12 protein-coding genes and 1 pseudogene are annotated in these 12,694 nt (G+C 59.4%); 10 read left to right on the top strand and 3 right to left on the bottom strand.

Translation table 11 applies throughout. The annotated features are described in order from the left end of the window. Positions 1-180: 180 nt before the first annotated feature. On the bottom strand, positions 181-411 hold the full coding sequence (locus LB543_RS24550; protein WP_224615933.1) for a hypothetical protein: 231 nt from the start codon (positions 409-411) through the stop codon (positions 181-183). Between the two features lie 118 nt (positions 412-529). Between LB543_RS24550 and LB543_RS24545 the strand changes: the two genes are divergently transcribed. After that, complete coding sequence (locus tag LB543_RS24545) at positions 530-1,414, top strand: RNA ligase family protein (protein ID WP_224615932.1); 885 nt, start codon at positions 530-532, stop codon at positions 1,412-1,414. A 427-nt stretch (positions 1,415-1,841) separates the two neighbouring features. Continuing rightward, positions 1,842-2,054: a cold-shock protein gene (locus LB543_RS24540; RefSeq protein ID WP_224615929.1), complete on the top strand. Its 213-nt coding sequence runs from the start codon at positions 1,842-1,844 to the stop codon at positions 2,052-2,054. A gap of 135 nt (positions 2,055-2,189) precedes the next feature. Here LB543_RS24540 and LB543_RS24535 read toward each other — a convergent pair whose 3' ends face one another. Together LB543_RS24535 and LB543_RS24530 are read right to left on the bottom strand one after the other, a co-directional pair. Beyond that, entirely contained in the window at positions 2,190-2,654 is a 465-nt protein-coding gene (locus tag LB543_RS24535) for a MucR family transcriptional regulator (RefSeq protein ID WP_224615928.1), read from the bottom strand. A gap of 302 nt (positions 2,655-2,956) precedes the next feature. After that, a complete protein-coding gene (locus LB543_RS24530; protein WP_224615927.1) occupies positions 2,957-3,529 on the bottom strand; it encodes a DUF309 domain-containing protein in 573 nt (190 codons plus the stop codon). Positions 3,530-3,761: 232 nt separating this feature from the next. Between LB543_RS24530 and LB543_RS24525 the strand changes: the two genes are divergently transcribed. The 8 genes and pseudogenes from LB543_RS24525 (at position 3,762) to tkt (ending at position 12,692) form a co-directional block, all read left to right on the top strand. Next, positions 3,762-4,082, top strand: coding sequence for a DUF982 domain-containing protein (locus LB543_RS24525; protein WP_318013006.1), 321 nt, complete (start codon positions 3,762-3,764; stop codon positions 4,080-4,082). Positions 4,083-4,399: 317 nt separating this feature from the next. Next, the gene (locus LB543_RS24520; RefSeq protein ID WP_224615925.1) at positions 4,400-5,596 is read left to right on the top strand and encodes a DUF932 domain-containing protein; all 1,197 of its coding nucleotides are present in this window, start codon (positions 4,400-4,402) and stop codon (positions 5,594-5,596) included. 449 nt (positions 5,597-6,045) lie between these two features. After that, positions 6,046-6,315: pseudogene (locus LB543_RS34220) on the top strand (ChbG/HpnK family deacetylase); the annotation flags it as partial. Between the two features lie 25 nt (positions 6,316-6,340). Further along, positions 6,341-6,919: a ChbG/HpnK family deacetylase gene (locus LB543_RS24515; RefSeq protein WP_263498813.1), complete on the top strand. Its 579-nt coding sequence runs from the start codon at positions 6,341-6,343 to the stop codon at positions 6,917-6,919. Positions 6,920-7,411: 492 nt separating this feature from the next. Next, positions 7,412-7,657, top strand: a complete 246-nt coding sequence (locus tag LB543_RS24510) for a DUF982 domain-containing protein (RefSeq protein WP_224615924.1) — start codon at positions 7,412-7,414, stop codon at positions 7,655-7,657. Positions 7,658-7,721: 64 nt separating this feature from the next. Further along, positions 7,722-8,819 (top strand): transaldolase, encoded by a 1,098-nt coding sequence (gene tal, locus LB543_RS24505; protein ID WP_224615921.1) that lies wholly within the window; start codon positions 7,722-7,724, stop codon positions 8,817-8,819. Positions 8,820-8,845: 26 nt separating this feature from the next. After that, positions 8,846-10,474, top strand: coding sequence for a glucose-6-phosphate isomerase (gene pgi / locus LB543_RS24500; protein ID WP_224615919.1), 1,629 nt, complete (start codon positions 8,846-8,848; stop codon positions 10,472-10,474). Positions 10,475-10,580: 106 nt separating this feature from the next. Next, positions 10,581-12,692: a transketolase gene (gene tkt / locus LB543_RS24495; RefSeq protein WP_224615918.1), complete on the top strand. Its 2,112-nt coding sequence runs from the start codon at positions 10,581-10,583 to the stop codon at positions 12,690-12,692. The last annotated feature ends 2 nt before the right edge of the window (positions 12,693-12,694 follow it).

Here is a 12,694-nt window from a genome sequence, read left to right as displayed (position 1 = left end):
TGGGTTCCAACCCCGACCCCTTTGAGGTCCGGATGGTTGAGGCTGTTCGCGACGTAGCTATCGAACAGTTCGCGGGCGCACACCGACATGAGTGGCCTCCATGCTTTCCTCTAAGCAATTATAGGCGTTTGCGCACCTCGATCAAACAGAATAGGCGTTTTCGCAATTCAAACTGAGACACTAGCCGACCATCACCGCTCGGCTGCCAGCCAGAAGCCGCTCGCAATAAAGAGCAGCATCGGCAGCTTGATCTTCATCGACCACGCGGAACCAATGACCCTGTAGTGCCCTCGGCGACACTCGTTGTTGTCTGGCGGCGGCCTCGGCAGCCTTCATAGGATCGTTTTCCACGACGATGCCAGATGACACCACCGTGTCGCCGTAGAACTCTTCCACCTGGTACTTCGTCATCGTCGCCTCATTCCGATGGGTGGAAACGGGGTTCCCCAAGCTTTGTTGCATGGGGGCATGCAGTTTCGGAACTATTTTAGCTAAAGCTGATTGAATCGCGGTTCGCGAGTCCCTGTGCATGCGTTTGAAGTTCATCGAGCCGCTGATGCCGACCTTGGTTGAGAAGCCTCCCGAGGGCGAAGGCTGGATTCACGAGGTGAAGTTCGACGGCTACCGTTCGCAGATCGTCACGGACGAGGGCGGCGTGCGGATCTTCACGCGGCGCGGTCTCGACTGGACGGCCAAATACCGAGACCTCGCCGAGGCTGCCGCGAGCCTCGATGTCGAGAGCGCCATCATAGACGGCGAGATCATCGTGTTGAACGGAGCCGGGCTGTCGGACTTCGGCGCGCTGCGAAAAGCCATCACCAGGCGGCAACATGACGTCTACTTCGTGGCCTTCGATCTCCTGCATGTCAACGGCCACGATCTGCGCGACATGCCGCTGGAAGACCGGCGCGACATCCTTGCCGAGTTGATCCCGGACGGACAGCGCATCCAGTTCAGCCAAGCGCTACCGGGGGAGGCCAATGCCATCTTCCACCTGATCGACCAGGCTGGCCTTGAGGGCGTGGTTTCGAAGCTCAAGGACAGCAAATATCGCTCGGGCCCATCAACGAACTGGCAGAAGGCCAAATGCTATACCGTCGAGGAATACGAACTGCTAGGCGTCGAACGGGAGCCAGGCAAGCCAGCTTTCGCCCTGATGGCCGACCGGAAGACGGGGCAGTACGTCGGATCGGCCTTCATCAATTCCAGCCGAGCAATCCGAGAGCGGCTATGGAAGCGCGTGCAGGAGCACGCAGGGCCGGCGCCGAAGGGCATGAAGCGACCGGCGACGCAATGGGTGAAGCCGGGGATCATCGGCCGTGTGAAGCACTTGCGCGGCGAGGAGGATTTGCGGCACGCTTCGCTGCAGGATTTTCGCGAGGACAATCATGCCGATTCGACGGAAGGCAACTGAAGCGGGAATTTTGGAACCTTAGGAACTGGCATTGCTGGGCCGGGTATTCGAACAGGTCACCGTCGTAACGGCGAGGATGGCAGGATGACGATCGCCAATCCCACAGACGGTTCACCTAATATGGCTTCGCAGGATCGAGAAGCTGGCGGCGCCTTTGTTGGTTGGACAGTGTCCAGGCGATCAATTTCATGGGGCGGGAGAGGAATTCATTGGCCCGAACGGGTCGCACCATGCGGCTACAAACGGCGCAATTGCCTTCATTACGCCGACAACGAGCGATAGTGGCGCACGCGCAAGCCGCCCGCCGGCCGATCGAAGCAGGCCTTGCAATTATTCGAGTTGCTGCGTTTAACTCGAAGGTCTTGGATTTCAAAAACGGGATGGCCTAACCGCCTGCCCAATTTGCAATAGTACAAAGGAAACGCATATGGCGACTGGAACGGTGAAGTGGTTCAACAGCACCAAGGGATTTGGATTTATTCAGCCCGACAACGGCGGTCAGGATGTTTTCGTCCACGTTTCCGCTGTCGAACGCGCGGGCCTCTCGACTCTGAATGAAGGTCAGAAGATCAACTATGAGATCGAACAGGACCGCCGCACTGGCAAGTCCTCTGCCGGCAGCCTCAGTAAAGCCGGCTAAATTTTCTCCTGCATCCCAGCAAGAGGGGAATCAACGCGAGATAAGGCGGAGTTTGGTCTTCCGCCTTTCGTTTCACATTCTGAGCAGATCATGCCGATAGCAGCCGCGCTCCCGCACGACCCTCGAGAGATAAAGTCAGGCTGCGACCTTCTTGCTCGTCCGCTTCGCCGGCGCCGGCTTTTCCGGCTCTTTCGGTTTGCGGCCGAGCCCCATCGTCTTGGCCAACGCCGAGCGCGCAGCGGCGTAATTTGGCGCGACCATCGGATAATCCGCCGGCAGGCCCCATTTGGCGCGGTACTCGTCAGGCGTCAGCCCGTAGTGGGTCGACAGATGGCGCTTGAGCGATTTGAACTTCTTCCCATCGTCAAGGCAGATGATGTAGTCCGCCACCACGGACTTTTTGATCGGGACAGCAGGCTTGAGAGCCTGCGGCTGTTCTGCGGAAGCGCTGCCGGCCGTTCCTTTCAGCGCCGCATGTACTTGGCCGATCAGGGCGGAGAGGTCCCCCACTGGAACCGGATTGTTCGAGACATAGGCTGAGACCACCTCGGCGGTAAGCTCGATGAGGGCATCGAGGTTGTGGTCGGCTTCTTCTGTCATGAAATTCTCCAGGTCGTTTGAAAGGGGGCAGGGAAGTCTCGCTATATAGTGATGGTTGTGGCTGAAAGCAATAAATGTCTCAGCAGCTTAAGTATCGCCTAAGCTATCGCTGATAGGCGTCGGCATGGAAATCGTTTCGGCTGCCGGGCGCCGGAACCGATGCGCAGCCATGCCGTCTTGGGCTTTGTAACTCCGAAAATACGTAACGAAATTCCGCGCTACACGAAAATACGGCCAGTGAATTAAACCTGGCATTCCTCGTTCGCCGGTGACGTTGACTCAACGAGCCCTCCTGGTGTCTTCTACGGATGACCGTTTCTTCTTTTTTGCGAACCGTTTGGCCTGTCGCCGGAGCTCGGTCCGAGAATGAAGTCAAACACGGGTTGGGGCCGACCGAGCACTGTCACCTGCAAGCCTGCCGGGGTCCGCACCGCGGCTTCTGCATGGTCGGCGAGCCCTGCGGGCGACATGCCGAGCGCGCGCTCGAAGGTATGATCCGCAGTGTTCAGCCGACGAAGGAGCGCCGCGGCGCGTCCGGCATGACGTATCGCTGCCACGTGCTTGCCCTCGCGGATCTTCACGCCGGCTGCCGATAACAGGATCAATCCCTTGAAGAGCGTCCGAAGCGGAGCGCCTCGGCCTGCAACTTGCCACAGCCCTTCCCACGCCTCATGGGCTTCCCAGTAATAGCCGTGGTTGAAGAGGTCGAGACCCCAGAGGAATATGTCTGAATCCAGCGACGCCTTTGCCGCCAACGGCATGGCTTCGCTGTTGTAGCTATGTCCCGCGGGATCGCGCACGGGATGCGGTTGCCTGCCCGGCAGATACGCATAGGACGGAAAGCTCTTTTCCGGCAGCCAGCGCCGGCGCACCATCGAACCAATAGCCATCAAAGCCGTATAGCACGCCCGTGGGAGGACCCAACCTGCGGTATGCAGTGGGTAGCAGCGGGCAGCGGGAAAGTGCAGGCATAGGCTTGCACAAACTGTGCGAGACTGCCCCAAGGCACATTGTCAGAATTGAGCTAGCCAAATCCCACGCCACCAGACATTAACCAGACAGCGTTCATGACCACCGCTGCTTAGCGATCAAGCTTAGCAGTCGGGGATGCAGCCGAATCGTTCGGCTGAGGAAATATGTGCGAGCGAGGCTTTCGCCGCTGGGTCTAGAGGGGGAGTGATGACCGGCTCGAGCAGATTTGAAAGGCCAGTCGTTGTTCAGATCAGTCGCCACAGCTCGGAGCGTGTCGTGTTCGATATCAATGATGCGTCCAATATCTTGCTGCGACATCTCGATCGTCAGACTGAGAAGAGCAAGACAGCGATGGACGCCTGTCTGCGCGTATTGCGTGGAGAGGCTCATCCAACATCCGCTCGGCGTGCTTTCGTCGCTGCCGCGCTCGAAGCAAAGATTTTGCGTGGCGATTGAGAGCTATGACGGCGCTCATGAGTTTTGTCCATCTCGGCATCGCCGTCGGAGATACTTTATGTGTGGGGCACCCGGTCCTGCCAAACTGGCAATGTCGGCATTGTGGCCGCTCCGAGCCGGGCCGAATTCCTTGACCTCGCCGACGAGGATCATCAGTTTTCTGGGACCGCTCTTCGGGGGCAGCGCGGAAGCAAGCGCGTAGGCGGCGCTTCGATAGGCGACGGTGCGGCCAGCAGAGGAAGAGGGCAGGCGGGGTTGCGGTTGGCGGATGAAGGTCCGGGAGAGAGGCTCCCCGGCGTCCGCCGCGGAGCAAACCCATGATACAGATGGAAATTCAGGCACCGACGCGGAACGCGCGTGCAGGCTACAAGGTGGATGTGAGCCGTGGCCAGTGCGTCGGCCGCGTGTCGTCCGAGTGGTTCAACCGACCGGCCGACGAGCGCTACCTGTCCCTCACCGACCTCCGGAACTCGGTAAGGGCGCGATCGCAGCGCAGCCGCACGCGCATTGTCGAAAGCGAACGGATCCGCGTCGAAGCCAGCCGCGACGACGCGGAACGCCTTCTACTCATGCTGCCCGATGCCGAGGCACCCGTTGCCCCCACGCATTGGAGTTTTGGTCAGCTTGCCAGCCTGGTCGGCGCACCGGCTGCATACCTGCGCCAGCTCCCGGCCCCGCTCGCCGCCATCAATCTCCAGTACGGGCTGAATTCGCAGCGGGCAGAGCAGGTAAAGACACTCGAAATCCAAGACGGTCGCCTCGAGTTGCGAGCGGTGACCGGTCCCGACTACGGCAGGATTTTCGACCATGAGCTGGTCGAGGCCGTGCAGAAGATTGCCGGCAATGGCACCGGGGATACGCGCTGGAAGGTGCCAGGTGTGCTCGACTGGTCGACGGGGATCTACAATCCGAACGTCGACATCTCCAGCGACACCACGACGCTCTACGCGTCTGATCGCGATGTCTTTTTGTTCCTCGTCGATGACTTGAACCCGATCGAGGCCGGGCGGCTGCTGAATGGGGAACCGGATCTTTATTTTCGCGGTTTCTACTGCTGGAATTCCGAAGTCGGAGCCCGCACCCTCGGGATCGCCAGCTTCTATCTGCGCGCCGTGTGTCAGAACCGCAATCTGTGGGGCGTTGAAGATTTCGAGGAAATCACCATCCGCCATTCAAAGTATGCGGCCTCGCGGTTCGCAATGGAAGCCGAGCCGGCGCTGATCCAATTCGCCGATTCCTCGCCCATGCCGTTCGTCAACGGCATCAAGACAGCGCGGCAACGGATCGTCGCTCGGGATGACGAAGATCGCCAGACCTTCCTGCGCAAGCGCGGCTTCTCAAAGTCCGAGACCACGAAGATCATCGATACTGTGCTGCTGGAGGAAGGCCGGCCGCCAGAATCGATTTTCGACTTCGTACAGGGCATCACGCGGATTGCGCGCGACAAGGCGCATCAGGATGTTCGCCTGGACATGGAAGGCAAGGCCAAGAAGCTTCTCGACTTCGCCGCCTGATCCTGCGGAGGCCGGCAGCGAAAACTTCGTTGCTGACCTCACGTCCGGTTCGCCATCTCCATCAATCCCAGCGCCGTCCTTCGAAGCACGAGGACGGCGCTTTTTGCGGGACGGATGAGGTGCCGCAAGAAGCATCCGGTCGCCCGTCGTGGAGCAAACCGACGGACGAACCTTCGCTCGCAAGATTTTGCCGAGCACATCCTCGCCGGCGGCACAACGACACGTAGGGCACGTCCCCGCCGGTGCAAGGTCCACCGCAATGCGTTGGTCGCGAACCAAACCTAGACAGTCGAACTGCCTTTCCTACGGCCCGTTGCGGGCGCCCCCCATCCGATACGCTGGCAAGCCTCCGATGAAGGCGGCAGGTTATGCCGATCACCCGTGGGTTCCCCTAGGCTGATAAATTGGCAAAATGGCCCGTGCGGCCGCTCGGCATAGAGGAATTGAGAATGACGTTTGGCATTGGCGCCCCTGACAATCAAACAAAGGACGACGCAGCTCCAGTGAGACATCTGGTCGTCCATCATGATGATCTGGGGGCCAGTCATAGTGGCAACAAGGCATTCGTCGAGCTATTCGACTTAGGGGTTGTCACCTCGGGTTCGGTCATGGTTCCCTGCCCGTGGTTTCCCGAGATGGCGGCCATGTGCCGGGATCGGCCGGACCTAGATGTGGGTGTACACCTGACATTGACCGCCGAATTTTCGCGCTTCCGCTGGCGACCACTCACAGGAGTCCATCCCAATGGCCTTACCGATCGAGACGGGTATGTGGGGGAGCGTTACCGAGGCCGTTCATGCGGACCTCACTGCGGTGGAGACAGAGTTGCGCGCTCAGGTCGAAACGGCCTTGGCAGCGGGAGTGGACGTCACACATCTCGACGCGCATATGGGGACCGTATGGCAGCCCGCATTCGTTGATCTTTATCTGCGCCTAGGCGAGGCCTTCCAGCTTCCAGTCATTCTGTCACGCGACGTAAACAACATGGCACCGCGAGATTTCGACTACACGCCTTATTTTGAGCGTCTAGCCGCTCGTGGCAACCCGGATTTCCAGCGTTTCCTCACCACTCCGTTTGGCAACTTCGCGCCCGATCACGCGACCTATGCCGATATCTTTAACCGGGCTGCCCCCGGTCTCAATTGGGGCGGGTTCCACTTCACTGCACCCGGTGACATCGCCCTGTATTCCGATGATGCCGCAACTCGTCTCGGCGAATACGAAGTCTTCCGAGCCGGGCAAGCGCAGGAACTGCTCAATGCCGCTGGCATTGACTTAGTCGGAATGCGCGCCTTCCGCGAAACCATGAGAATCGTTGCTTAGACCGCCCGATAGATGTCCGCTTGAGAAACTATCACCCCTGCAAGGCGGCGCCGGCTTTTGTTTCCAGATGTATATCACCTGCTGAGTGAACGCCTCGGGCGCTACTTTAGACGCAAGGTCCCGGCGTTCATCGATATGGTTGTGTCGTTTTGCAGTTAATCGCAAGACTCTCTGCAAATGGAACGTTTTCTGCACAGAGTCATGTTTTCATGACGCCTATTACGCAATCAAGCGGTCTGCTCAGCTTGATTGTTTTCAATGTCGCGTCGCGGAGAAGAGACTTGGCCATCTGAACCGTACCGATCGGGTTAATAGGGGAATTGGGCTAAAAGTAAGCATCCGGTAGGGGCTGCGGCGGGCCGGGTTTGACCGCTCCCAAACGCGCCGCTGCTATTCACACGGCTTGGGCTCACGCAAGGGTGATCCCTGTCGATGAAACTTCACCCGATGAGGCGCGTTTTGAGGGTTCAGCCAGTTCGAGGTGGCCGCCCCATGTATGATGCGTGGTTTTCCAAGCCGATATCCGTTGCCACCGGCATAAGCGGCGACATTCGAAATCTGACCAACGCTCGACAGGCTTTTGACCTTCTTAATGACAATTGGCGTGCCGGTGGTAGCGACAAGCAACGATCTGCGAAACGGGCATGCCAACAGGCCTTGAACGGCAGTGTTTCGCCCGATGTCGCGAGAGATGCGTTCGTCGACGCAGCGCGGGAAGCACGCATATTGGTCGAGTGAATTTGCTTGCCGCATATGAGACTGGCCGGGGTGCATCACTTTCCCGCCCACTAGCGAGGTCGCCATGAACGCAACAACCCGATTGCATGAACTCGGCCAAAGCCTCTGGCTGGACAACATCACGCGCGATCTGCTGAGCAGCGGCACCCTTCAGCGCTATTGCACTGACTTTTCGGTGACTGGATTGACGTCGAACCCCACGATCTTCGATGAGGCTATAAGAAACAGCACTGCTTATGACGAGGCCCTTCATCGTAAAGCCAGAGGAGGGAAAGCGGGCGAGCAGCAATTCTTCGAATTGGCGCTGGAAGACCTGACGCAGGCCGCAGCATTGTTCGGTCCCGTCCATGAAGCGACGGGCGGCATCGATGGTTGGGTTTCGCTGGAAGTGTCGCCTTTGCTGGCTGACGATGCCGGCGCCACTGTCGAGGCCGCCAAGCGGTTGCACGCGCAAGCGCACTGCTCCAATCTCTTCATCAAGATCCCGGGCACACCCGCAGGGATGCAGGCCATCGAGGAATCGATCTTCGTCGGCGTCCCCGTGAATGTGACGCTGCTGTTTTCGTGCGAGCAGTACATAGCGGCGGCCGACGCGTATTGCCGAGGCATTCAGCGCCGGATCAACGCCGGGCTCGACCCGAAGATCGCCTCGGTCGCCTCGATCTTCGTCAGCCGCTGGGACAAGGCGGTAATGGACAAGGTTAGCCCAGCGCTGCGGAACCGCCTCGGCATCGCCATTTCCGGGCAAGTCTATAAAGTCTACCGGGAGCGGCTTGCCTCTGCGGAAGGGCGCAAGTTGGCAGATGCCGGCGCACTTTCCCAGCGCCTGCTTTGGGCGAGCACCGGGACCAAGGATCCGCAGCTTCCGCAATCATATTATATTGAAGCGCTCGCCGCACCGGACACCATCAACACCATTCCGGAGAAGACGCTCCATGCATTTTCGAAAGAGGGGAAGGTGAACGGCGTCATGCGGGAGGACGGTGGCAACAGCGAAACCGTGCTTGCCGACTTCGCAAAAGCCGGCGTCGACATTCAGGCGCTCGCCGCGCAGCTCCAGTTGGAAGGCGCCCAATCCTTCACCAAATCATGGACCGATCTGATGGCGGTGATTGCGTCGAAGAGCGAGCAGTTACATCGCCACGGTACGGCCGGCGGATGATGAGCGCGCCTCTCGGGACCAGGACATTGTCGCTCACGGAACTTCCGGCATGGAAGGCGTTGCTGACGCATTGCCAGGAAGTGGGCCCGTTGCATCTGCGACAGCTCTTCGCCGACGACCCCCAGCGTGGCAAGCGTTTCGCCATCGAGGCCTGCGGACTTTATCTCGACTATTCGAAAAACCGCATCACGGCTGAGACCGTCCAGCTTCTCATTCAACTCGCCGAGGCTTGCCAGCTGCGCGAGCGCATCGAAGCGATGTTCAGCGGTCAGAAGATCAATGTCACTGAGCAGCGCGCGGTGCTTCACGTGGCGCTACGCGCGCCTGCCGGCGAGCAAATTTTAGTCGACGGTATCGATGTCGTGCCGGAAGTTCACGCGGTGCTCGGCAAGATGGCCGATTTCACGGACAGGATTCACAGCGGCGCATGGCGCGGCCATTCCGGCCTGCCGATACGCAACGTCATCAACATCGGCATCGGCGGCTCGGACCTCGGGCCGGTCATGGCCTATGAAGCGCTGCGCCACTACGGCCGGCGCGACATGACTTTCCGCTTTATCTCGAACATCGACGGTACCGACTTCGTGGAAGCGACGCGGGATCTGAATCCTGAAGAAACGCTGTTCATCATCTGCTCGAAGACTTTCAGGACGTTGGAAACGCTGACCAACGCCCACACCGCACGGGATTGGATCCTGCGCAAGATGGGCGACGAGCAGGCAGTGGCGCTGCATTTTGTCGCCGTCTCGACCAATGCCGAAGGGGTCGCTGAATTCGGCATCGACACCAATCAGATGTTTGGCATGTGGGATTGGGACGGCGGCCGCTATTCGATGGATTCTGCGATTGGGCTGTCCACCATGCTCGCCATCGGGGCGGAAAATTTCCAGGCGATGCTGTCGGGCTTCCATGACATGGACCACCACTTCCGCACCGCGCCGCTCGGTGAGAACCTGCCGGCGCTGATGGGCCTGCTCGCAGTTTGGTATAACAATTTCTTCGAGGCGCAGACGGTCGCGATACTACCCTACGAGCAATATCTGAAGCGCTTTCCTGCCTATCTCCAGCAACTGACGATGGAAAGCAACGGCAAGCACTTCACGCTTGGCGGCACGAAAGTCGATTACCAGACAGGGCCGATCTATTGGGGCGAACCTGGCACCAACGGCCAGCATTCATTCTACCAACTCATTCATCAAGGCACCAAGCTGGTTCCGTGCGACTTCATCGGGTTTTGTCAGGCATTGAATCCGCTGCGTCGTCATCACGACCTCCTAATGGCAAATCTGTTCGCGCAGACCGAGGCGCTGGCTTTCGGCAAGACGCCAGCGGAGGCCAAGGCCGAAGGGACCGCGGATTGGCTGGTTCCGCACCGCACCTTCGAAGGTAACCGCCCGACCAATACCTTGCTTGCCGAGCGCCTCACCCCAAAAACTCTCGGCAGCCTGGTGGCGCTCTACGAGCACAGCGTCTTCACGCAAGGCGTCATCTGGAACATCGATTCATTTGACCAATGGGGTGTTGAGCTGGGCAAGGCATTGGCCGAAAAAACAATTCCGGAGCTGGAAGCCTCCGAAACTCGGCACCTCCAACATGACAGCTCGACCAACACTTTGATCGAGCGCTATCGCCGATTCCGGAAACGAAAGAGGTAAAGGCAGTGAGCGGGCCGCCCCTCTGGCGGCGACCTTACCAAACCGCAGCCCGGCCCAGCCAGCACCTGGAAAATCGGGTCGCATAAATCCGATCAAAGGATTCCCAATGAAGCAGGTGTCACTCGACCAGATCAGCATCAACACGCTGCGAATGCTTTCCATTGACGCGGTTCAGAAAGCAAAATCCGGCCATCCCGGAACGCCGCTGGACGCTGCCCCGATGACTTATTGCCTGTGGCAGCGCTTCCTTTGCTACGACCCTGGCGACCCCGATTGGCCCAACCGCGACCGCTTCGTGCTGTCGGCCGGTCATGCGTGCGCCCTGCTCTACAGCCTGCTTCATCTTTGCGGCGTCAAGGCAAAGGGCGCGAGCTATCCATCGGGCGATCGACTTGCCGTCACGTTGGATGATCTGAGGAGTTTTCGCCAGGCTGGCAGCCATTGCACGGGGCATCCCGAATATGGCTGGACCTCGGGCGTAGAAACCACCACGGGTCCACTCGGACAAGGGGCGGCGACAAGCGTCGGCATGGCAATTGCGCAACGGTGGCTGGCCGCCACCTACAATCGACCCGACTATGATCTGTTCTCGCACAACATCTACGCCCTGTGCAGCGACGGCGACATGATGGAGGGGCTCAGCAACGAGGCGGCATCGCTGGCGGGACACCTTAAATTGTCGAACCTCTGCTGGATTTACGACGATAATCACGTCACCATCGAGGGGCCGACTGGCCTTACATTCAGCGAAGACGTGGCAACCCGCTTCATCGCATACGGATGGCATGTCGAGCGGGTAAGCGATGCAAATGATCTGGTGTTGCTGGGCAACGCTTATCAGAAATTCATCGATACGCATGACCGCCCAACGCTCATCATCGTTCAAAGCCATATCGGTTATGGCGCGCCGCACAAGCACGATACGAACAAAGCTCACGGAGAGCCACTGGGGGCCGAAGAAGTTCGGCTGACGAAGGAATTCTACGGCTGGGATCCGAACGCCAATTTCAAGATTCCGGAAGGCGTTGCGGCGCATTTTCATGCGCATATTGGCAAGCGCGGGGCCGCCGCTCATGCGGCCTGGCGGAAATTGTTTTCCGCTTACCGGAAGCAATATCCCGACCTGGCCGAACAGATCGACCAGATGCAGCGACGCGAAGTTCCCGCGGGGTGGGACGCCGCGCTCCCCGCCTTCGCAGCCGATGCCAAGGGCCTCGCGACGCGCGACTCGTCCGGTCAGGTGTTGAACGCCATTGCGAAACACATGCCATGGCTGCTGGGTGGCGCGGCAGACCTATCGCCGTCAACAAAAACGAACCTCGAATTTGAATTTGCCGGCGACTTTCAGGCGCAAGAGGGTGAACAGGCCGTCAGCTACCGCGGACGAAATTTCCACTTCGGCCTGCGCGAACATGCCATGTGCGCCATCGGCAGCGGCATGAGCTTGTCGAAGCTGCGGCCGTTCGTCTCCAGCTTCCTGATCTTCACCGACTACTGCCGCGCGGCGCTGAGGCTGAGTTCGATGATGGAATTGCCGCTCATCTCCATCTGGACCCATGATTCCATCAGTCTCGGCGAGGATGGGCCAACCCACCAGCCCATCGAGCAGCTTGCCTCATTCCGCGCCATGCCCGGCATGGTCGTGCTGCGCCCCGCAGACGCGAATGAAGTCGTGGAGGCATGGAAAACCATCATGCATCTCAAGGAAAGGCCTGTCTGCCTCGTGCTGACGCGACAGGCAGCGCCGACGCTCGATCGCTCGACCTATGCGAACGCAAGTGGTGTGGCGCAGGGCGCTTATGTGCTGGCCGATGCTCCCGACGGCAGACCCGACGTCTTGCTGCTGGCGACCGGCAGCGAGGTCGCGCTCTGCGTGATTGCCTATGAACAGCTGAAGGCGGAGGGCATCAAGGCACGCGTCGTCAGCATGCCGTCATGGGAATTGTTCGAAAGCCAACCAAAGGAGTATCGCGACACTGTCCTGCCGCCAACGATAACCGCCCGCGTGGCAGTGGAGGAAGCATCCGGTTTCGGATGGGAACGCTATGCCGGTTTCGACGGCGCTATCCTCGCTCTGCATAGTTTCGGACTATCAGCGCCATCGAAAGTTGTCGCAGAACACTTCGGATTCGAGCCGGCCCACGTCGTTGCGGCTGCCAAGGGGCAAATCGCTGGCCGCCGGTCAATCAAACAAGTCGGGATTGCCCGAACCGAATGAGG

Source organism: Mesorhizobium sp. ESP7-2 (assembly GCF_020164715.1).
Classification (GTDB): domain Bacteria; phylum Pseudomonadota; class Alphaproteobacteria; order Rhizobiales; family Rhizobiaceae; genus Mesorhizobium.
Note: the sequence above shows the minus strand (reverse complement) of the source record. Positions and strands in the feature narration are given on the sequence as shown.